This is a genomic window from Reichenbachiella agariperforans (assembly GCF_900142205.1).
GTDB lineage: Bacteria > Bacteroidota > Bacteroidia > Cytophagales > Cyclobacteriaceae > Reichenbachiella > Reichenbachiella agariperforans.
This window is the reverse complement of the sequence record NZ_FRAA01000001.1, coordinates 953,962-974,842: the sequence shown is the minus strand read 5'-3', so window position 1 is coordinate 974,842 and position 20,881 is coordinate 953,962. Positions and strand designations below refer to the sequence as shown.

Genomic DNA, 20,881 nt, shown 5'->3' with positions numbered 1-20,881 from the left:
TTTTGGTCCTGTATTGAAAAAGGGTTGTAGCAGTTAGCCATTTAATCATAATGAAACCTACACTTGGCTATATGAATTTCATCATCTTTCACTTGATATATGAGTCTATGCTCACCATCAATGCGTCTTGACCAAAACCCTTGAAAATTATGTTTTAGTGGCTCTGGTTTCCCAATTCCAGTATAAGGCTCACGAGAAATAGCTTTTAGTAAATCATTTATTTTCTTGACGTATTTTTTGTTCGTTTTCTGCCAATACAAATAGTCTTCCCAAGATTCGTCTACGAAAATGAATTTCATTAGGACAAGAGGTCTTTTTCAAAGGAATCTTTACTTTTTAATTTTTCAATTGCTGAATCCAGTCGCTTCTTATTGGTAACGGATGACATTTCATGTTGCGTCGCACACAAGGAATTATATTCGTCCAGTGACATAACGACGATCCCACTGTCTTTGCCTCGATTTATAATCAAAGTTTCAAAATTATCAATGACACTATCCACGTAGTGTTTTATGTTTTTTCTAAAATCTGATAATGTAGCTATTAACATGATTTTTATATTTAGTACGTTATTGTGTACAATAATAGGTGTGTAATAATGAAATTCAAAATAGTATTCATCAGTTTGTGTCGGTAAACCAAACACTCGACTATTCTCAAAGGTTAGCGATTCCATATATTAGGAGATTTTAACTATTCTGAATCTCCGAATAGGGATGCGATTTTTGTTACCAAGTCTTCACCATGGATGTCCTTGGCGAGGATGATGCCTTCTTGGTTGATTAGGAAGTTTTTGGGTAGTGCCGTGACTGAGTAGTCTTGGCTGCTTTGCGTTTGGTAGCCTTTGATATTGGAGACGTTGATCCAGTTGCGGTTGTCTTTGTCGAGCGCTTTGACCCACGCCTTCTTGTTGTGCTCCATCGCTACGCCGTAGATTTCAAAGCCCTGGTCTTTGTACTGGCTGTAGAGCTTTTGTAAAGTAGGGTTCTCTGTGCGACATGGCGAACACCAGCTTGCCCAAAAATCTATCAGTGTGTAGGTCTTTTTGGAGGAATGCAGAGAGATAGTAGTGCCAGTTGTGTCCTGTGCGAGTATATCTTTCGCTGGACTGCCGATGGCGATGCGTTTCATTTTTTCTACCGTTTCGGTGACATAGGATGCTATAGTTGAGTTGGGGTACTTGGTAGCAAAGGCAGCCGCAATACTGTCGTAGAAAGGGATGTCTTGGTCATTGGTCCATCGGATAGTAGATGGATAGATCGCGAGAGATGTACCCATTTTTCGAACGGCATGGACTAAGGTGTCGCGATAGGCTTGTTCAGCATGCAGTTGTTGACGGCCTAGTTTTTCGATCAAGTCGGCATCTGCGGGGTTGTTTTGATCACGGAGTGCGTAGAGTTGCTCCCGGACAGGGTAGACTGTTTTTTGGAGTATTGATTTTCGGAATTGCTCGTATGCTTCGTACTGATCAGTGTCCTCTGATCCTGCTACAGCATAGTTTGATCCAGAGATTTGGACTTTGATGTGCTGGCCTGAGTCTGCCAAGATTGGAATCTGTAAGTCTCCAGCCTCTAGGATATAATAGTGTGGAGGGAGGTCGTAGTTTTTGAGTACACTAGTTCCTTGTCCTACTAGGAGTGTATCGACAAGCGCACGTTGCTGCTGCACCGGATTGGTTACTTGGTAGAGCAGTGCATCGTTTGACAGACCTGTTACTTCGAGAGAAAATACTGAAGAGGCTGACTGATCACTGGACGTGCATGCGGAGAAATAGACAAGGACGAGGAGGAGTAAGAACGAGGATGTTTTTGATGTCATATACTTGTAATAATTCTTGTTTTTAGGTTACTACGAAAGTAAACCGCTTTGAATCAATGTTTACATGATTTTTTTTGAGATGCTACTGCGCGCAACCATTCCCATCCATAAAGAGCCGTTGGTGTGATCTTCTTCTTTTTACCTTCCAGACCCTATACTGAATATTGATATCTACTATTATATTTGGATACCCAAAAATGATAGTATGAATGTAAAAGATGAGCTCCGTTTTGACGATACGGAAATTGCCTTTGGTGACAAGAGTAACTTTGATCTAAAGCGGATGTATTTTCTATTTTCAACCATGAATAGTCCTGTGATTGCCAAGACAGGGATTTGGTTGACCCAGGTGGCGCTAGGTATTCATCTACCCATCAAGTTTTTTATCAAGAAGACCATATTTGCACAGTTCTGTGGAGGCGAATCTTTGAAGGATTCTATGAAGACCGTAGAGAAGCTTGGCGCGTCGAATATTCATACCATTTTAGATTACTCTGTAGAGGGGGAGAGTAAAGAATCTGTTTTTGATCAAAACAAAGAGGAGATCATCCAGTCGTTGCGCCTCTCGAACCAGTCGACACACATTCCTACGGGTGTCATGAAATTGACAGGATTCGTATCCTTCTCGCTATTGGTCAAGCGTCAGCAAGGCAAAGCTTTCGATACCAAAGAGGAGCAGCGTTGGCAGCAGTTTCTAACGCGGGTGGATGAGATCTGTAGCTTTGCGGTGAAGAGTGGTAAGTACCTCTTTATTGATGCGGAAGAGTCTTGGATTCAGGAGCCTATAGATGAGATCGTCAATGACATGATGCGCCGATATAATCAAGACAAGGTCTATATTTTCAATACCTATCAGATGTATAAGAAAGCTTCGTTGGCTAATCTGAAAGCCATACATGAGGTAGCGAAGACTGAGGGATTCAAAATAGGTGCAAAGCTCGTCCGTGGCGCATACATGGAAAAGGAGCGTGAGCGTGCCGAGGAAAAAGGCTATGATGACCCCATACAGCCGAGCAAGGCAGCTACCGATCAAGCCTACGACGAGGCTTTGGCGTATTGTGTGGAGCACATCGATAATATCTACCTCTGTGCAGGCACGCACAACGAGCAAAGTTCTAAATACCTCACCGAACTGATGGCTGATCATAACTTAGCCAAGGACGATCCGAGGGTTTTTTATGCACAGCTCTATGGGATGAGCGACAATCTGTCCTACACACTGGCACATTTTCAATACAATGTAGCCAAGTACGTGCCTTATGGTCCTGTGAAGAAAGTGCTGCCGTACCTCATGCGCAGAGCAGCAGAGAACACCTCTATCGCAGGGCAGAGCAGTCGTGAGTTTCGGTTGGTCAAAAGAGAGATGAAACGCAGGAAAACAAAGTAATCCGAGAGATAGCCTGCTTTTGCTTGACAGCAAAGGTAAAAAATCGCTATCTTCCGATTTTTTAGTATGAGTAACGATTAGATGGTAAGAGAGAAACGAGAAGCCAGCCTACTGGAGGCATTTATACCCATCCTATTTCTGATTATATTTCTAACCATCAATGTGGCGGTTTTTGGTGATGCCGCTCTGGACGGATCCAATCAGATTGTACTCATTCTTTCTGCGGCAGTGGCTTCACTGATGGCTATTCGACTAGGTTTTAATTGGGACGAAATCCTTGGGGGGATTACCAAAAGTATCCATTCGGCCATGCCCTCGATTCTTATTTTACTCATGATAGGTTCGTTGGCAGGGAGTTGGTTGATCAGTGGTATCGTACCAGCGATGATCTATTATGGCTTGTTGATATTAAATCCTACGATATTCCTGTTTGCGGCCTGTGTGGTGTGTGCGATCGTGTCCATGGCGACTGGTAGCTCGTGGACTACTTCGGCGACTGTCGGTATTGCTTTGATAGGGATCGGGCAGACGATGGGGATTCACGAAGGTTTGGTGGCAGGAGCGATTTTGTCAGGGGCTTACTTTGGAGACAAAATGTCACCGCTATCGGATACTACCAATCTCGCACCAGCCATGGCGGGTACAGATTTGTTTACGCATATCCGTTATATGGCTTACACGACGGTACCGTCCATAGTGATCACTTTGATTGTGTTTTTGGTGTGGGGATTTACTTTTGATTCGGCATCAGGTGATTTAGGAACCGCTTCTGTACTGAGTGCCATCCAAGAAAAATTTTACATCTCATGGGAACTCTTCATCGTGCCTGCACTGGTGATATTCATGATTGTTCGCAAGGTTCCTGCCTTGCCTGCTCTGTTGATTGGAGCTTTGTTGGGGATTGTGTTTGCACTCATCTTTCAACCCAATATAGTCGCTGAAGTATCAAGCTATGATGGCGCCAGCTGGAAAGTGATGTTCGTCGGCAGTATGAAAGCCCTCTATGGGTCAGTAGGGGTCACGACCTCACATGAGATGGTCAACGAACTGCTGAGTTCTGGCGGTATGTATGGTATGCTCAATACGATTTGGTTGATCATCAGTGCCATGGTATTTGGTGGTGTGATGGAGAGCAGCGGCATGCTGAGACGCATCGCACGTGCCATCATCTCAGTGGTCAACTCTACAGGGTCGTTGATCGCCTCTACGGCGGGGACATGTGTGTTCTTCAACGTTACCGCATCGGATCAGTATCTGGCGATCGTCGTGCCAGGACGGATGTATGCTGATATATACAAAGACAAAGGCCTAGCGCCAGAAAATTTGAGTAGGACATTGGAAGACTCGGGGACAGTGACTTCTGTACTGATTCCATGGAATACTTGTGGAGCCTATCACTCATCCGTTTTGGGTGTGGGTACACTCACGTTTGCACCTTACTGTTTTTTTAACATCATTAGCCCATTGATGACCGTGCTGTTTGGATACCTGAATATTAAGATTCGCAGACTGACCAAAAAAGAAGATTGATGGAAGTAAGAAAAATAACAAAGCAAGAAGTAAATGATCTGCCACTCATCAAATATGAGGGCGAAAGCATCATCATCAATCACCCAGATGATGTAAAAGAAGCTGCTGAGTACCTCAGCCAATATGACCTGTTGGGGTTCGATACCGAGACCAAGCCTGCTTTCAAAAAAGGGCAAGTGCACCCTGTAGCGCTCCTACAGCTTGCCACGCCTGATAAAGTCTATTTGATCCGTCTGCTACAGACGGGGCTGCCGCAGGAGATTATCGATATTTTTGAGAATCCAAACATCACGATCGCGGGTATAGGGATTCGTGATGATATCAAGGATTTGAAAAAAATCAAGGAGTTTAAACCCCGTGGGTTTGTCGATCTCAACGAGAAGGCGAGACAGCTAGGGTTCGAAAGCATCGGTGCACGCAACTTTGCTGGGATGTTCATGGACGGACGCATCTCTAAGGGGCAGCAGGTCTCCAACTGGGAAAACGAAACGTTGACGGATGCCCAGATCAGTTATGCCGCGACGGATGCTTGGATATGCATAGACGTATTCGAGCAGATGGACGAGTTAGAAGATAAATAGGCATAGCGTGAGCCACCCAACCAGATTTCTCCAATCATTAGCGTTGCGCTGCAAGGAGCAGTTTGAAGAAAACTGTGGCGCGCTGCATGTGATTTTTCCTAACAAACGTGCCGGGCTGTATTTTGCGAGCTATCTGGCAGAATACTATGACAAGCCGGTTTGGTCTCCAGTCATCACTTCCTTTGAGTCCTTCGTAGAGGAGCAGCAGGACAAGAAGCTAGCCGACGAACTACAACTCAGTTTCATCCTCTACAAAGCCTACAAAATCCTCGTGCCGAGTGCTGAACCCTTCGATGCGTTTTTGCCGTGGGGTGAGATGATTCTCAAGGATTTCAATGACATAGACAATTACCTCGTAGAGACGGAGCATATTTTTAGCGTCATCAAATCCCAAAAGGAGCTGGACGACTCCTTCCAGTTTCTCTCCGAGGAAGACAAAAAAATCATACAAGGCTTTTGGCAAGGGTTCCTGCCAGAGCCGGACAAGAAGCAGACGGAGTTTATCAAGACTTGGTCTATTCTCGATCGGCTGTATGTGCAGTTTAACGAACTGCTGGCGGAACAAAACCTGATCTACAAGGGACGGTTGTTTCGAGACTTTTGCGAACAAAATGATGTGCTAGAGCAGCGTCAAGTCTGGTTCGCAGGCTTCAACGCCCTCACCAAAGCTGAAGAGCAAATCATCAAGGGATGTTTGGCGGGAGGTAACAGCGATATCTTCTGGGAGATCGACCAATACTACTACCAAAACGAGTTTCAAGAAGCAGGACTGTTTTTTAGAGCGTACGGTCAGGATGATGTGTTGGGGCCATCTATCAAAAGGGATGTGATCGAACAGCTCAACAGTCCAGACAAACGAATCGAGTTGGTCTCAGCACCTTTGAAGATGGGGCAGATCATGGCTGCCAATCAAAAGCTAGATGAACTAGCCGCCAGCCCCGAGGGACTCAAAGACACGCTAGTCATCTTGGCTGACGAGTCTTATCTGCCCAATCTGCTGGATAAGCTGCCAGCGTCTGTGAGCAAAGTCAATGTGACCATGGGCTGGTCTATCGGTCATGCGCGCTTCTATATCTTGATGCAAAAGATCATAGCACTAAAACTAAGCCTGACCCACCATCAGAACCGACAGCTCAACTACAAAGAAATCCTGTCGATCTTGGCATTCAATGACCTGCTGGGGATAGACAAGGCCTCAGTAGATGCTTTCGTAGCGCACAGCACAGAGAACAACCGCTTCTATTTCAGCCTTCAGGAAGTGGAGGTATTGCTGCCCGTACTGAGCCAACTGCTTCGGCCTACCGATGAGACCAATGAGTTCTTACAGATACTGGTGGATTATATCCATGGCTTAGACATGAGCCAACTACAGGAGTTGGACAAGTCTGTGGCAGTGGCACTGCATGCGACATTCAAGCGACTGGCGCAGGCCTCTGAGCAGTATCAGGTAGCACTGCAGATGGTGTCTCTTCTGCGTTTGTTCAAGAAGCTCGGCAACACGATCAAGCTCCCCTTCACGGGAGAGATCGATGGGGGCTTGCAGGTCATGGGGATACTGGAGACGCGTAACCTGAGCTTTACCAACGTACTCATACTGGGGATGAACGAGGGCTCTTGGCCCAAGGATTCGAGCCAGTCGTCCTTTGTGCCCTACAACATCCGAAAGGCATTTGACCTCCCGACGACCGAGCATCAGGACGCCATGCAGGCCTATTTGTTTTACCGCTTGCTACACAGTACAGAGAACCTATGGGTAACCTACAACAACATCACGGAGTTCAACAAAAATGGAGAACTCAGTCGGTACATCCAGCAGTTGAAACATGAGTCAGCGATCCAGTTCGCCGAAGCATCCGTGATGACACATGTGCAGGCCGAACCTGCGCACGAGATTACTAAAACCAAGGAAGGTGAAGCGCTGGTGCAGCTCAAGAGGTATCTATTGGGGAGTGAAAACCCAAGGCGGCTTTCACCCTCTGCGCTGAACACCTACATCGATTGCAGTTTAAAGTTTTATTTCAAATACATCGAGGAGATCTACGAGCCTAAGGAGATCAAAGAGGATATAGATCCGTCACTCCTGGGCAACCTGCTGCATACCGCCATGGAGTACCTCTATGAGGGTACAACGGAGCTCACGACCGATACCATCGCGACACTGGAGAATGAAATAGAGACAGCTGTCAAAAGTTCTTTTGTGTTTCATAAACTGGAAGTCGGAGAGGGGCAGCGTACCATAGGGAGACAGTTGATTGTACTCGAAGTAGTCAAGAAATTCGTCGTGGAGATATTGCGAGCAGATGGACGCTATGCGCCATTCGATATATTGGCACTGGAGTCCACAGACTACCTAGTCGACTACCCGATAGAGACAATGGAGGGCAGTGCCAAAGTAGCCCTCAAAGGTGTGATCGATCGGGTGGATCAAAAGAACCAGCACATCCGAATCGTGGATTATAAATCGGGTCGGGACGAGCGAGACTTTAGTGGCATCCCTGAGCTGATAGATGGCGACTCTGCCAATAGAAACAAGGCAGTTTTTCAGCTATTCTACTATGCCATGCTCTACAAAGAGAATCATCCAGATTCGCAGTTGCCGATACAGCCGCTGATGTACAACAGCAAGGACCTCTATCAGCGGGATTTTGATGGACAGATCCGACAAAAGAAAGGTACAGATCGCAAAGCACGAACAATCATGAACTACCAGGAGGTAGAGGAGGAGTTTCGTGAGGTCTTAGAAGGCCTGCTAACCGAGATTTTCAACACCTCCGTCAATTTTACCCAAACCGATGACACGAAGAAGTGCCAATATTGCCCCTACATCCAAATCTGTAGACGAGCCTAGCATAGTCAAGAAATACACGGTCAAGGGAAGCGCGAGATAAGCATCTATTCACCTGACGCACTACTCGAAACCCGAATAGCTCCTCCGTCAGGTTTTTGGAGCGATCAGCGCCTTGTTCGTCTTGTCACTTTCGATCTATTACCCTATTTTACTTTCTAGTATAGTTCAAAGCATTCTCGATCAAGTTCATTGATGGAGAATGCTTTGAGAAGAAAATAATTAAAAAATATAATCCGGATATGTGACACCATGTCACATATCCGGTTGTTATGTTCCACTACTGCAACTCGAATAACCACCATGAAAACAACATTTAGGATAGTTGGAATACTCGGAGGAATAATTGGAGTTTTTGTAATCATCTTCCTAATCATTATTTTCTCAACATTTCCAGATATGTGTGGGAACAGAATTTCAAGAACCATTGAATCCCCTAAAAAAGGGTGGAAGATTGTGGTATTTGAACGTGATTGTGGGGCAACCACGGATTTCTCCACACAAATTAGTATTCTACAGGCTAACCAAGAACTTCGTAACGAAGCTGGCAACATTTTTACCGCCGATAGTGGACACGGTAACGCTGAGATCAGTAAGTATGGGCTGATTTATGTCGAACCACATTGGTTGAACTCTAGAACAATCTTGATTAAGTACGATTCCATGGCAACTGTTTATGAACAAGAAGATAGTTTTAACGGCATAACGATCAAATACGAAAAGGTGAAAAGAGGAACATAACAAACTGTATGAGGCATGTGCTTCGTGCTTTCTACAAACTGCATTAGAACTCGACCGTTTCGTCTGCCGCCGAGAAAGTTTTGAGTTGTTTGCAGACTTCAGCTCGCGGGATTTTTCACTTCAGAACGCACTACATTCTACAAACTTTGGAAGCACCGGCAGACTTCACTATTTTAGTGCTGTCCACAGAGTGAGAGCACACGCCTCATACATGGTCGTTAGAGACAATTGCACCTTGAAAACAATCTCCCTTCCAGAACAATTAATTATCAATAAAGGCTCAAGCGTTGTAGCCTTCGATTACCAAGTGGAGCAAGAATCGACCAAACAGCAAGTAAACCTATCTATGAATACCTTCAGTTTCCTGACCGAAGGGAATAAAGAGGTTTACTCAGATACGAAATTTAGTGCCATTTCGAATAGCGAATTCCTTTTAATGAAGTCAGGTAAGTGCCTTATGACGGAGAAATTTACCGATACGCTGAAAAGGTATAGAAGCATTCTTTTCTTTTTCACGGATGAAGCTCTGCTACGCTTTATAAGGAAATACTCAATTGTGCTATCCAAGATGACAGAAAGGAAATCAGTTCAATCCATTAAATATGATGATTACCTACGATCTTTTGCTAAGAGTCTTGCTCACCTAGTCAACCTATCTTCTGTTCACAGGGATAAAGTTCTACAAGTGAAGTTTGAGGAGCTCATGCTGTATCTGATTGATAAGGAGGGGGTGGAATTACTCTCTTCATTCGTAATTAGTACAAACGAACATGAACATCACTTTCAGGAAATAGTAGAAAACAACAAACTCAACCGACTAACAATCAATGAACTCGCCTTCTTGTGCAACATGAGTATATCTACTTTTAAGCGAACATTTGAGAGACAATTTCATACTTCTCCAAGTAAATGGTTTCAGGAAAGAAGGTTAGAATATGCCGCCTTGTTACTTAAAAGCGAGGGGAAAAGACCCACCGATATTTATTTACAAGTTGGCTATGACTCACTGACCAACTTTATTCAAGCCTTCAAATCCAAGTACGGAATGACTCCAAAGCAATATCAATTGGATTGAGCTTTTAGCAATACTTTTTGAGCCAGCTCAACTAACGGCACTGTTGAATTAGAAATGATATTTGTCCACGAATTTAAAATATACAATTATGAAAAAGATAATCTTATCGGTTGCCTTTGGCATCATCACTCAAGTGTCATTTAGCCAATCAACATTTACTTTGACAAGTCAGAATCTTGGAGGACAAGCAACTTTAACAGAAGAGTTTAATGGTTTTGGTTGTGTAGGCAAGAACGAGTCGCCTCAATTAACATGGAAGAATGCTCCTGCAGGAACTCAAAGCTTTGCCGTGACGATGTATGATCCAGATGCTCCAACAGGAAGTGGGTGGTGGCATTGGGTAATGTTTGATATCCCGTCGGATATAAACGAATTAGTTAGTAATGCTGGAAATGTCTCGGCCGACCTTGCGCCAAAAAATGCTATTCAAAGTATCACCAATTATGGAGCTAAAGGATATGGCGGTCCTTGCCCACCCGAAGGTCATGGACTACATAAATATGTAATTACCGTATATGCCTTAAAAACAGCAAAGCTAGGCTTAGATGAAAACACAAATCCGGCAATAGTAGGATACTATCTATGGAGCAATACTATAGCGAAAGCAAGCATAATCACCTACTATCAAAGAGAGAAAAAGTAAAAGTCTCTAACAAACGATAGGGCACATGGTAGACACTCAGGCTAAATGCCCTCTAACGAAAAACGGTCTCACAGCAGTGAGACCGTTTCATGGTCTGATACTAAACATTGCTGATGATACCGGCCAGTTCCTCAAAACTGACATCATCGCTATTGATGATTCGTGCACAACACTTCTTGGGGAGGGTCCCAATACCAACAAAATAGAAGGAGAATAAGAATGATACAATACAAAATTGATAACATCAGAAAAGAAGAATATCAGGAAGTTGTAAATGTTTGGGAAGCCTCAGTTAGAGCAACTCATGATTTTTTGAAAGAGGAGGATATTGAATATTTCAAACCCTTGATTTTAAACACATACCTTGATGCGGTTGACTTGAGATGTGTCAGGAACGAAAAAGAAGAAATAATAGGTTTTAGTGGCGTTGCTGATGGTAATCTTGAAATGCTATTTATACATCCAGATGTAAGAGGAAATGGTATCGGGAAAGTACTTTTAGAATATTCAATCGAAGAACATAAAGTCACAAAAGTTGACGTGAATGAAGATAATAAACAGGCTGTTGGATTTTATGAGAAGTTTGGATTTAAAACATATGAACGTTCAGAGTTAGATTCATCAGGAAAACCTTATCCGACTTTACATATGAAACTAGAGAAATAAGAAAATACGAAATGCTAACAACTCAAAAACCTTCTAAAAAGGCATTTGAGCAGGCTTTATGCGCTTTGAACAAAAGCTTAGCTTACCTGAGCCTGAAGGTAAGCTTACCAGAGCCCCAACCTAAGCTTACTACAGGGTGAACCTAAGCTTACCTTGACCCTGAGGTAAGGCAACATGGGAGCCGAACTAAGCTTAGTTTGGACAGCTCAGGTCTCATCCCCCTCCCAATCCAAAATCTAGCACCCATCTCATCGCGTTTTGTGCTATTCGAAGGGATTTGCCTGTAGCCTTGGGAAATATCGACGGGAAATACTAGTTTGGCCTCACCAAGCCGATCAGCAGTCGGCTTCCCACAGCATAAGTTCGAGAAATAAGTACACGATCAAGGGAAGCGCGAAATAAGCTTTGAACCCTTCGCCTGAGGCATTACTCGGAATCCGAATAGCCCCTCTGTCAGGTTTTGGAGCAAGTAGGTATCATCCTAGGATTGTTGTTTGGTCACTAGACTATCACTATCTTCGAAGTGTGCAGTCATCTCTACCCTGTGGGCTATTCGCCCTATTGAGAGCTGTCACTACGTAGAAAAATAAAGAACAGTATAAAAGACATAGCAGATATAAAGTGCACAGTGCACAAATGTTGGAGCACATAGCTGCAACTAATTAGCACTTGAGTATTTGGGTGCGTAACTTTACTCCATGAACTTAGATACATCAAATCGAACATATAGACAATTGGTCGGAAACGGTCTCATTTATTCTGTTCCGAGATTTCAAAGAGACTATAGTTGGACACCAACAGAATGGGATGATCTTTGGCAAGATATTGAAGGACTATTCGAAGAAGGTGGAGAAGAGGAACACTACATGGGATATCTTGTATTGCAATCGAAGGATAGTAAGAATTTTGATGTAATTGATGGTCAACAACGACTTACTACTTTAAGTATTTTAGTTTTAGCATTTTTAGGAAATCTAAAGAAACTAATAGAAGATGGCTTAGAACCAGAAAAGAATCAACAGCGACTCGATCAACTTCGCGGTACTTTTATAGGTTATTTGGATCCTGTAACCCTAATTCCAAAAAGTAAACTCAACCTGAATAGGAATAATAACAATCTTTATCAAACATACCTAGTGCCTTTGGAGGCTGCTCCAAAAAGAAACCTTAAGGCAACAGAACATTTGATGAGAAAAGCCTACGATTGGTTTTTTAATGCTGTAAAACATAAATTTTCTAGCAATAGAAGAGGTGATGTGCTCGCCCAATATATTGACTCACTTTCTGATAAATTATTCTTCACAGTGATTACCGTCAATGATGAGTTGAATGCGTATAAAGTATTCGAAACACTGAATGCCAGAGGAGTAAAACTCTCATCAACAGATTTATTGAAAAACTACTTATTTGCAGTTGTTCATAATAACGGTTCTGATGAACGTGAGATGACTGAACTTGATAATCGTTGGGAGAGACTTGTTGGCTTAATTGGTAGCGATAGCCTACCAGACTTTCTGAGAACTTATTGGAATAGTCAGAATAAGTTTGTTAGGCATTCAGAGTTGTTTAAACGAATAAGAGAAAGTATTTCATCCAAAGGTGAAGTGTTTAGTTTGATGCGAGATCTTGAAAGTAGTGCTCACATTTTTGCTGCATTACCGAGTGGTGAGGATGCATTGTGGACTAATGAACAAAAGAAATATATCAAAACACTTCGGATGTTTAATGTTCGTCAACTTTATCCACTTCTTCTATCTGGGTATAAGAAATTTTCCGAAGCAGATTTTACATCCTTATTGAGATCATGTTGTGTTATTTCATTTAGATATAATATCATAGGTAATCTTGCTACAAACGAGCAAGAAAGAGTTTATAACAGATTGGCCGTTGAACTTTCAACTAATTCAAAAAACACTTTACAAGATTTAATAATCGCTCTAGGAACATTGTATGTTTCTGATGATAGATTCAGGGCTGATTTTTCAGAAAAAGAACTTAGAACTACTCAAGCTAGAAATAAACGAGTTGTTAGATATATTTTATTTGAAATTGAAAAACATGTTTCAAATAATGCCTACGATTTTGAGAGTGATTCATATAATCTGGAACATATAATGCCAGAATCAATCCAAGAAGGTTGGGATAACATTGAAGACAGAGATCATGATCAATTTGTTTATAGACTTGGCAATATGACCATCTTAAATAAAAGTGTCAATCGTGACCTGGGGAATGCTGACTTCTTGACCAAGAAAGCTAAATATCAAGAAAGTGAATTTTTCCTTACACTGAGAGTCGCAAACGAGAATAGTGAGTGGAATCCAGAAAGAATTGCCGAACATCAAAAATGGATGGCAAGACAAGCAACTTCTATTTGGAGAATCGCACAACTCAATTAGAAATAACGTGCTCCAATCGAGTAGACGGCTGACGGTCAAATGACCGCCAGTGCGCCTCTCACACCACCCAGCGTACGGTTCTCGTACTGGGCGGTTCATCCTTCATTTACCTCTGACATGGCACTCCAAAAGTTGGTTTACTTGGCCACTAGAAACATTGAAAAGAAATGGACATCACCATTACAAAACTGGAGTTTGACAGTACAACAACTAGCGATTAAATTTGGGGATAGATTACCATTAGATTTAGACCATAAACCTAATGAATAAAAAAAACAGACAGAGTTTACTTTACACTACCTAATTTAACCCGTAACTGACGGTTATACTAAACCGTTACAGTTCATGACTATTTTGCTGATTAGTAACTTTTAAGTTACATTTGTCGTGTGAACAAAATCAGAGAAGTAATAGCATACAAACATTACTTTGAGGACTTTCTTAAGAGCCAGCCAATTAAGGTTCAAGATAAAGTCTTCAAAATAATTGAGGCTATTGAAACTCTGGAACGAATACCAAACCAATACCTCAAGTATCTTGAAAATACAGACGGTCTTTATGAAGCAAGAATTAAGCTGGGCTCAAACATTTGGCGAGTATTTTGCTTCTTCGACAAGGGAAAATTGGTGATTCTATTAAATGGATTTCAGAAGAAGACCCAAAAGACACCTAAGAACGAAATACAAAAAGCACTTAAATTGAAGTCAGACTATTACAACGATAAACCGAAGAATCATGGAAACTAAATCGTGGAAATCAATCAAAGATGACGTCTATGGAGTCGAAGGAACAACAAGACGTGACCAGTTGGAACGAGAAGCCTCAAGTTTCTCTGTTGGACTGCTTTTAAGAAAAGCCCGAGAAGACAAACATCTGACTCAAGAACAACTAGGAGAACTCGTTGACAAGAAAAGAACCTACATTTCAAGAGTTGAAAACGACGGAAGTAACTTAACACTCAAGACTCTCTATGATATTGTTGAAAAAGGTCTTGGCGGCAAAGTGACGATCAGTATTGACGTATAAAAAAGAACTGTAACATGGTCTATATCCCATGGCGACTTAGCGGTGAGGTAAACTTTGCTGCTTTCTGCTAGCCCGGGAAAATCTCCTATTTTCCACATGAGGGTGAAAAGGATATGCGGAAAATAGGAGATTTTCCCTACTTTGTATCCGAAACATTAAATCACTTAAGCGCCACGTGACATAGACAGGCGATACCTGTAATGGCAACAAAAACAACCCGAATTCAATAACCTATATAAATATTTGATTCCATTCTCATTTTGACTACACAAACCCTCATTTAGAACACATTTCGCAAAACCAGCCATACGACTTTTGTATTTCAAAATTTAAAAGAGAGATATGAAAATAGTATTGACAGGCTCATTGGGCCGTATTGGGAAACCATTAACAAAAAGTTTAGTAAAAATCGGGCATTCGGTAACCGTTATTAGCAGTAAAACCGATAGACAAAAAGAAATCGAAACTCTTGGGGCAAAAGCAGCAATCGGCAGTATGCAGGATGTTGATTTTTTAAGTACAACATTTAAAGATGCTGATGTTGTTTACTTGATGATAGCCTGGGATGCCATAGGTAACATCTTTGACAAAAACATAGATTTCCCTACTGAATTCAGCAAAATTGCCAGCAAGTATAAGCAAGCCGTCAAACAGGCAGGTGTAAAAAAAGTGGTGCATTTGAGTAGTGTCGGGGCACATACTAACCAAGGTATTGGCAGCCTTTCTGTTTATAATGGTGTTGAGGACATAATGAATCAATTGCCTACTGATGTGTCCATCAAATTTATGCGACCTGTTGCATTTTATCCTAACCTTTTCAGGTTTATGGAAAGTATCAAGACCAATGGAGCTATTATGCAAAGTTATGGTGGCGACAAAAAAGAGCCATGGGTTTCACCATTAGATATTGCAGATGCTATTGTAGAAGAAATGGAGAAACCTTTTGATGGCAGAAACTCTCGCTATATAGCAAGTGATGAAGTTTCACCCAATGAGGTAGCTACAATTTTAGGAGAAGCCATAGGAAACCCAGATTTGAAATGGCAAACTGTACCGGCTGAAGAGTTACTGCGTGGTGTACTGGCGTCAGGGATGAATGAGTGGGTTGCTAAAGGTTTTATAGAAATGCAAGCCGCACAAGGAAGTGGCATTTTATACGAAGATTTTTATAAAAACAAACCAGACTTAGGCAAGGTGAAAATGACAGATTTTGTCAAGGAATTCGCAGCAGTTTATAAGCAATGAAAAAAGCACTAATTACAGGAGCCAATAAAAGTATTGGATTTGAAACAGCTAGACAACTATTGCAACAAGGGTATTATGTTTATATAGGTAGTCGTAGCATTGAAAGAGGAAATCTTGCCATAGAAAAACGGAAAAATAAAGGGTTAACAAATGCCGAATCTATTCATTTAGATGTAAACGATACCGCTTCGGTGGGTAAAGCAAGAATCGAATTAGGTAAAAAGACAGATGTGTTGGACGCACTTATAAACAATGCAGGTATTAATGGGGGAATGCCACAACAAGCATTGAGTACAACCATTGACCAATTGCAAACTGTGTTCAACACCAAACTTGTATGGTGTGGTGAGAGTTACCCAAGCATTTGTAGATTTATTAGGTAAATCAGAACAGCCTCGCATTGCAAAATATGCCACAATTGACGAAGATGGGCCGACAGGGAAATTCATTAGTGAAGAATATAACCCAAAAACAGGGTAATGTCCTTGGTAGAATGCCAGCCAAATATTTTGTAAATTCATAATATGAAAAAAGGGAAAAACAATTTTCAAGTATTTCAATCTTTATCCGACTTGCATCGGGTGCTTGGCTTACCAAAGCCGTTGCACCCGATGATAAGTTTCACAGACATTAAGGACATCAAAATTTTACCAGAAGAATTAGGAAATACTTATATCCTTAACTTCTACAAAATATCGTATAAATCAACCCTTTGCGGACAAGCTAAATATGGACAACATTATTATGACTTTGGCGAAGGCGGATTGGTATACACCGCACCAAATCAAGTTTTTGAATTGAATCACCAACCGAGTACTGGTTTTTTATTACTCATTCATCCTGACTTTTTGTTAAGCTATCCATTGGCAAATAAAATCAAGCAATTTGGTTTTTTTGGATATGCAACCAACGAGGCATTACATGTTTCAGACAGGGAGAAAGAGACTATATTCTCAATATTCAAAATAATTGATGAGGAATTACGAAGTAGAATTGATGATTTTAGCCAAGATGTAATCATCTCACAGATAGAACTATTATTGAATTATAGCAACCGCTATTACAAAAGACAATTCATCACCCGAAAAGTAGTAAACAACGACTTGCTACAGAAGTTGGAAGAAATTTTAGATGATTACTTCAACAATAATAAAACCTTAACTCAAGGGATTCCGACCGTACAGTCTCTTGCTGAACAGCTCAATATTTCATCAAGTTATTTAAGCGACCTTTTACGTTCTTTGATTGGGCAAAGTGCCCAGCACTACATACACAGTAAACTCATTGAAAAAGCCAAAGAAAAGCTGTCTACGACAAATTTTACGGTGAGCGAAATTGCCTATGAACTGGGCTTTGAACACGCTCAATCATTTAGCAAGCTTTTCAAGACAAAAACAAACCTTTCCCCCCTGGAATTCAGGCAATCCTTTAACTAAACCAACAGCCAACCGAAAACCACTACAGCTAACAATGTATATAGAAAATCACGCTTTAGGATCGTATAAAACTTTGTACTTAATCGAAAGTTAAGTGCTTCGAAATCGCCTACTTCTCATGTACTAAACGTTATCTGCAACCAGAGAACCCATCCAAATGAAGCAAAACCAAAATCAATCAACCCTTTTTGCCATTTGACAAATTCCGAATAAAATGCAATGACAATCTTTGTGACTATGGACAAATTAATAAACTATCTGTTGGAATTTGGGCAGCTAAATCAACAGCAACTTGACTTGATAAAGAGAAAAGCACAGGTATTGGAGTTGAAAAAAGGCAATTACTTTTCTGAAGCAGGGAAAATTCCAAGACAAGTAGCATTCATAGAAGAAGGCATCTTTCGAGTTTGTTACTACAACAGCGAAGGAGATGAAATTACCAAATACTTTGTTGATGAAAACAATTTTGTAGTGGACATATACAGCTTCAATCAAAAAATCCCATCTTCGGAATATGTACAGGCTGTAACAGATTGTACACTGCTTGTATTTTCTACAGAATCACTTAATGATTTATCAGCTACTATCATTCAATGGGACAGTATTATCAATAAAATAACCGAAAAAGCATTGGTTGATAAAGTAAATAAACTAAGCCCAATGTTAGCCGAGGATGCTACTACACGGTATCTAAATTTTCTTGAAAAGTTTCCGAATTTAGCCAACAGAATTCCGCTTTCCTATCTTGCATCCTACTTGGGGATCACACAATCATCACTAAGTAGAATTAGAAAAAGCATCTGAAATGAGCACCGAAGGCTTTCGGCACGAATTCCATGTAACCTTTAAAATGAATTAAATATACATGAATTCATTATTTGCCAAATGGCAAATGTTTTTGCTTTTGAAGCGCTGAACTTTGCTTCATCATTTAAATAAAAAGCAAAAAAATATGGATTCAATAATTATTACAGGTGCAACAAGCGGTATTGGTTATGAGTGTGCCTTACGAATGGCTCAAACTGCCAAAAACGAACAAATTATTATTCCTGCCAGAAATATAAAAGCAGGAAAAGAAGTGATTGAAAAGATAAGGGACAAAACAGGTCATAAAAACCTAACGTCTTTGGAATTGGATTTGGCTTCATTACAATCTATCCGTGAATTCTCGGAGAAATTATCAAGAGAAAAAGAATTATCCATTTCTATTTTGATAAACAATGCAGGCGTACAGAATATTGGCGAAACGCAATATACCACAGACGGATTTGAACAGACATTTGGTGTAAATCATTTAGGTGCATTTGCCTTGACAATGCAATTACTGCCCTTCATGAAAAATAACGGCCATATAACATTCACATCTAGTGAGACTCACGACCCAGCATTAAAAACACCCATAGAACCTCCTATTTATACAAGTGCCCAAGAACTTGCTTACCCAAAAGAAACTACCGAAAAGCCTAACATAGTTGGACAAAGAAGGTATTCCACGTCAAAGTTGTGCAACATAATGACGACATACGAATTACAAGAGCGATTAAAAAAAACAAATATCAGGGTAAATGCTTACGACCCAGGATTAACACCAGGTACAGGACTTGCAAGAACTTACACACCTGTCATGCGATTTTTGTGGAAAAATATCTTTCCTGTATTGACCTTATTCAAAAGCAATATCCATACACCAGCGCAAGCAGGAAAAAATTTAGCAAACCTTGCGTATTCTGAGAAATACAAAGACTTAAAAGGAATTTATTTCTCAGACAGTAAAGTGGTTAAAACATCTGTTGATTCTTACAACAAGCATTTTCAAAAAGACCTGTGGAATGGCAGCCTAGAACTGACAAAAACCACATTTACAGAATAATATAAAGATGTTTTCAAAAAAAAATGACAGCAGGTAACAATGTATAAAAGCAATAGCGGTTCTTGTGTGAACTCGAACCGTTTTTGTGTTTAGTTAAGTATTTTACCCAACAAGAATCCAAGTTTACCAAAACAAGAAATAAGGTTGGGTTGTACTCGATCAAATCAGAACGATCGACAAGCAAAGAATTATCAAATCCTATGACAAGCTTTCTGATAAAGAAATCTCAGAAGTCAAACAAGCAATCAAAGAAACATTTGTTGATTGAAAAGAAGGATAACAATGCCCATAGCTGTGTGACCCCATCAATGCCATAACATGCTCCGCCGATTCACTCGACTCGGGAAGCGGTAGAATACCGCAGAGTCACATCGCCATATCTGATCGTTCCACGCAATGTCATCTGCTTGCCATGAAAACATGCCAATCCTCCTTTTGGGCTGCCTAGGCAATGTAACTACAGGTTTCTGAGGTCTTTCTTGTTTAGAGCACAGAGCTTCTTTGGGGGGAGCTAACGGTTATTCTGAGATATTTCCTACGGTTTTGGATGTAAGCCCACAAGGGATAGCATTATATTGCAACCGAAACAATCCGCCTTACAATAAGTACGAATGATGTATAGGCGATAGTCAGTATAAACAAGGACGTGGAAACGGAAATCCCTAAGGTGTTCTTTAAAAAGAACGAAAGCATTGATATTGAGGTGGTCAATTTTTCTCAACTAGCTGAGAAGTTGATACAATCGAAATACCATGATCCTTATGCTGCGCATAGAATAGAATTCTTCCTGATATTGATTCTTACCAAGAACAAGTATACGCACATTGTCGATTTCAAATCATTCACTCTGACGGAGGGGAGTGCACTCTTTATTGCTAAAAATCAGGTACATCATTTTACTCGGGAGTTAGCTGATGCCGAAGGCATTTGCATGATATTCAGCGGCTCTTTTATGGAAAAGTACTACTTCTTCTCCGACAGCTTCAAACTAAACCGGTTATTCAATTACCATATTGAATCACCCACCATTCATCAAAACGAAATGGGGGAGGATAGCTTTGTGGATATTGCCTATCGACTTCATGATGAATACCTACTGCCCAACCACTTCGCCAAATCAGAAATGCTACGCGCATGGCTGCATATCTTATTTCTCAAAGCTGAGAGAGCAAAAGAAACCCAGGACATAAGTGGCGTCAAAATACACTGGTTGGAGATCTTCAGTACATTTAAAAATAGGCTTGAAAAAGAGTATGTAAATACAAGGAATTCAAGAGTATACGCCTCAGAGATGTTTGTTTCCTACAAGTTTCTCAATGACATAGTGAAAAAAATAACCGGGAAAACGGTCAAAGCCTTTATAGATGATTTTGTCACGATGGAGATCAAACGTTACTTGCTATCCACCTCCTTATCCATAAAGGAAATATGCTACAAAGCTGGATTCGATGAGCCGGCCAACATGATCAAATTTTTCAAGAAAAACACGAATACTACCCCACTCAAGTTTCGAGAGCAAATTTAGTGCTGGTTACACTTTTATTATTTTCATCATCATTTTGATTGCGATAGTGCAATGCCCGCATAAGAGCTTTGCATTATTAATTATTCTAAATCAA

21 protein-coding genes and 2 pseudogenes are annotated in these 20,881 nt (G+C 41.0%); 20 read left to right on the top strand and 3 right to left on the bottom strand.

The window, feature by feature from the left end; all coding sequences use genetic code 11:
* Positions 1-41: 41 nt before the first annotated feature.
* Genes BUB99_RS03730 through BUB99_RS03720 form a run of 3 tightly spaced genes read right to left on the bottom strand, consistent with a single transcriptional unit; the run spans position 42 to position 1,818 of the window.
* Positions 42-299 carry a Txe/YoeB family addiction module toxin gene (locus BUB99_RS03730; protein ID WP_073119533.1) on the bottom strand — a complete coding sequence of 86 codons (258 nt, stop codon included), beginning with the start codon at positions 297-299 and terminating at the stop codon, positions 42-44.
* Positions 299-676, bottom strand: coding sequence for a type II toxin-antitoxin system Phd/YefM family antitoxin (locus BUB99_RS03725; protein WP_245816786.1), 378 nt, complete (start codon positions 674-676; stop codon positions 299-301). The genes BUB99_RS03730 and BUB99_RS03725 overlap by 1 nt, the downstream gene beginning before the upstream one ends.
* 17 nt (positions 677-693) lie before the next feature.
* The gene (locus BUB99_RS03720) at positions 694-1,818 is read right to left on the bottom strand and encodes a TlpA family protein disulfide reductase (protein WP_073119531.1); all 1,125 of its coding nucleotides are present in this window, start codon (positions 1,816-1,818) and stop codon (positions 694-696) included.
* Positions 1,819-2,023: 205 nt separating this feature from the next.
* Between BUB99_RS03720 and BUB99_RS03715 the strand changes: the two genes are divergently transcribed.
* The 20 genes and pseudogenes from BUB99_RS03715 (at position 2,024) to BUB99_RS03620 (ending at position 20,787) form a co-directional block, all read left to right on the top strand.
* Positions 2,024-3,205 carry a proline dehydrogenase family protein gene (locus BUB99_RS03715; RefSeq protein ID WP_073119529.1) on the top strand — a complete coding sequence of 394 codons (1,182 nt, stop codon included), beginning with the start codon at positions 2,024-2,026 and terminating at the stop codon, positions 3,203-3,205.
* Positions 3,206-3,286: 81 nt separating this feature from the next.
* Positions 3,287-4,735 (top strand): Na+/H+ antiporter NhaC, encoded by a 1,449-nt coding sequence (gene nhaC / locus BUB99_RS03710; RefSeq protein ID WP_073119528.1) that lies wholly within the window; start codon positions 3,287-3,289, stop codon positions 4,733-4,735.
* On the top strand, positions 4,735-5,316 hold the full coding sequence (locus BUB99_RS03705) for a 3'-5' exonuclease (protein WP_073119526.1): 582 nt from the start codon (positions 4,735-4,737) through the stop codon (positions 5,314-5,316). The genes nhaC and BUB99_RS03705 overlap by 1 nt, the downstream gene beginning before the upstream one ends.
* Positions 5,317-5,323: 7 nt before the next feature.
* Positions 5,324-8,164, top strand: coding sequence for a PD-(D/E)XK nuclease family protein (locus BUB99_RS03700; RefSeq protein ID WP_139280882.1), 2,841 nt, complete (start codon positions 5,324-5,326; stop codon positions 8,162-8,164).
* A gap of 300 nt (positions 8,165-8,464) precedes the next feature.
* Positions 8,465-8,902, top strand: coding sequence for a hypothetical protein (locus BUB99_RS03695; RefSeq protein WP_073119522.1), 438 nt, complete (start codon positions 8,465-8,467; stop codon positions 8,900-8,902).
* Between the two features lie 235 nt (positions 8,903-9,137).
* Positions 9,138-9,977 carry a helix-turn-helix transcriptional regulator gene (locus tag BUB99_RS03690; RefSeq protein WP_073120572.1) on the top strand — a complete coding sequence of 280 codons (840 nt, stop codon included), beginning with the start codon at positions 9,138-9,140 and terminating at the stop codon, positions 9,975-9,977.
* A gap of 88 nt (positions 9,978-10,065) precedes the next feature.
* A complete protein-coding gene (locus tag BUB99_RS03685; RefSeq protein WP_073119520.1) occupies positions 10,066-10,620 on the top strand; it encodes a YbhB/YbcL family Raf kinase inhibitor-like protein in 555 nt (184 codons plus the stop codon).
* 25 nt (positions 10,621-10,645) lie between these two features.
* Positions 10,646-10,837 (top strand): hypothetical protein, encoded by a 192-nt coding sequence (locus tag BUB99_RS03680; RefSeq protein WP_073119518.1) that lies wholly within the window; start codon positions 10,646-10,648, stop codon positions 10,835-10,837.
* A gap of 2 nt (positions 10,838-10,839) precedes the next feature.
* Positions 10,840-11,286: an acetyltransferase gene (locus tag BUB99_RS03675; protein ID WP_073119517.1), complete on the top strand. Its 447-nt coding sequence runs from the start codon at positions 10,840-10,842 to the stop codon at positions 11,284-11,286.
* Positions 11,287-11,984: 698 nt separating this feature from the next.
* The gene (locus tag BUB99_RS03670) at positions 11,985-13,685 is read left to right on the top strand and encodes a DUF262 domain-containing protein (protein WP_073119515.1); all 1,701 of its coding nucleotides are present in this window, start codon (positions 11,985-11,987) and stop codon (positions 13,683-13,685) included.
* A 102-nt stretch (positions 13,686-13,787) separates the two neighbouring features.
* A pseudogene (locus BUB99_RS20775) lies at positions 13,788-13,955 on the top strand (IS256 family transposase); the annotation flags it as partial.
* A gap of 119 nt (positions 13,956-14,074) precedes the next feature.
* Complete coding sequence (locus BUB99_RS03660; protein ID WP_073119510.1) at positions 14,075-14,431, top strand: type II toxin-antitoxin system RelE/ParE family toxin; 357 nt, start codon at positions 14,075-14,077, stop codon at positions 14,429-14,431.
* Positions 14,421-14,711, top strand: coding sequence for a helix-turn-helix domain-containing protein (locus tag BUB99_RS03655; RefSeq protein WP_073119508.1), 291 nt, complete (start codon positions 14,421-14,423; stop codon positions 14,709-14,711). The genes BUB99_RS03660 and BUB99_RS03655 overlap by 11 nt, the downstream gene beginning before the upstream one ends.
* A 342-nt stretch (positions 14,712-15,053) precedes the next feature.
* The gene (locus tag BUB99_RS03650) at positions 15,054-15,956 is read left to right on the top strand and encodes an NmrA family NAD(P)-binding protein (protein ID WP_073119505.1); all 903 of its coding nucleotides are present in this window, start codon (positions 15,054-15,056) and stop codon (positions 15,954-15,956) included.
* A complete protein-coding gene (locus BUB99_RS03645) occupies positions 15,953-16,339 on the top strand; it encodes an SDR family NAD(P)-dependent oxidoreductase (RefSeq protein WP_245816785.1) in 387 nt (128 codons plus the stop codon). Before BUB99_RS03650 ends, BUB99_RS03645 begins: the two co-directional genes overlap by 4 nt.
* 141 nt (positions 16,340-16,480) lie before the next feature.
* Positions 16,481-17,392 carry a helix-turn-helix domain-containing protein gene (locus BUB99_RS03640; RefSeq protein WP_073119502.1) on the top strand — a complete coding sequence of 304 codons (912 nt, stop codon included), beginning with the start codon at positions 16,481-16,483 and terminating at the stop codon, positions 17,390-17,392.
* 237 nt (positions 17,393-17,629) lie between these two features.
* Positions 17,630-18,196 (top strand): Crp/Fnr family transcriptional regulator, encoded by a 567-nt coding sequence (locus BUB99_RS03635; protein WP_073120571.1) that lies wholly within the window; start codon positions 17,630-17,632, stop codon positions 18,194-18,196.
* A 148-nt stretch (positions 18,197-18,344) separates the two neighbouring features.
* A complete protein-coding gene (locus BUB99_RS03630) occupies positions 18,345-19,262 on the top strand; it encodes an SDR family NAD(P)-dependent oxidoreductase (protein ID WP_073119500.1) in 918 nt (305 codons plus the stop codon).
* A 154-nt stretch (positions 19,263-19,416) separates the two neighbouring features.
* A pseudogene (locus BUB99_RS20675) lies at positions 19,417-19,530 on the top strand (type II toxin-antitoxin system PemK/MazF family toxin); the annotation flags it as partial.
* 378 nt (positions 19,531-19,908) lie between these two features.
* A complete protein-coding gene (locus tag BUB99_RS03620; protein ID WP_073119499.1) occupies positions 19,909-20,787 on the top strand; it encodes an AraC family transcriptional regulator in 879 nt (292 codons plus the stop codon).
* Positions 20,788-20,881: the final 94 nt, after the last annotated feature.

Bases quoted from the DNA above. Each gene is read 5' to 3' on its own strand.
- BUB99_RS03670 (WP_073119515.1), top strand. From the start codon at position 11,985: ATGAACTTAGATACATCAAATCGAACATATAGACAATTGGTCGGAAAC.
- BUB99_RS03715 (WP_073119529.1), top strand. From the start codon at position 2,024: ATGAATGTAAAAGATGAGCTCCGTTTTGACGATACGGAAATTGCCTTT.
- BUB99_RS03730 (WP_073119533.1), bottom strand. From the start codon at position 299: ATGAAATTCATTTTCGTAGACGAATCTTGGGAAGACTATTTGTATTGG.
- BUB99_RS03655 (WP_073119508.1), top strand. From the start codon at position 14,421: ATGGAAACTAAATCGTGGAAATCAATCAAAGATGACGTCTATGGAGTC.
- BUB99_RS03640 (WP_073119502.1), top strand. From the start codon at position 16,481: ATGAAAAAAGGGAAAAACAATTTTCAAGTATTTCAATCTTTATCCGAC.
- nhaC (WP_073119528.1), top strand. From the start codon at position 3,287: ATGGTAAGAGAGAAACGAGAAGCCAGCCTACTGGAGGCATTTATACCC.
- BUB99_RS03650 (WP_073119505.1), top strand. From the start codon at position 15,054: ATGAAAATAGTATTGACAGGCTCATTGGGCCGTATTGGGAAACCATTA.
- BUB99_RS03680 (WP_073119518.1), top strand. From the start codon at position 10,646: ATGGTAGACACTCAGGCTAAATGCCCTCTAACGAAAAACGGTCTCACA.
- BUB99_RS03725 (WP_245816786.1), bottom strand. From the start codon at position 676: ATGGAATCGCTAACCTTTGAGAATAGTCGAGTGTTTGGTTTACCGACA.
- BUB99_RS03675 (WP_073119517.1), top strand. From the start codon at position 10,840: ATGATACAATACAAAATTGATAACATCAGAAAAGAAGAATATCAGGAA.
- BUB99_RS03635 (WP_073120571.1), top strand. From the start codon at position 17,630: ATGGACAAATTAATAAACTATCTGTTGGAATTTGGGCAGCTAAATCAA.
- BUB99_RS03645 (WP_245816785.1), top strand. From the start codon at position 15,953: ATGAAAAAAGCACTAATTACAGGAGCCAATAAAAGTATTGGATTTGAA.
- BUB99_RS03685 (WP_073119520.1), top strand. From the start codon at position 10,066: ATGAAAAAGATAATCTTATCGGTTGCCTTTGGCATCATCACTCAAGTG.
- BUB99_RS03705 (WP_073119526.1), top strand. From the start codon at position 4,735: ATGGAAGTAAGAAAAATAACAAAGCAAGAAGTAAATGATCTGCCACTC.
- BUB99_RS03630 (WP_073119500.1), top strand. From the start codon at position 18,345: ATGGATTCAATAATTATTACAGGTGCAACAAGCGGTATTGGTTATGAG.
- BUB99_RS03695 (WP_073119522.1), top strand. From the start codon at position 8,465: ATGAAAACAACATTTAGGATAGTTGGAATACTCGGAGGAATAATTGGA.
- BUB99_RS03720 (WP_073119531.1), bottom strand. From the start codon at position 1,818: ATGACATCAAAAACATCCTCGTTCTTACTCCTCCTCGTCCTTGTCTAT.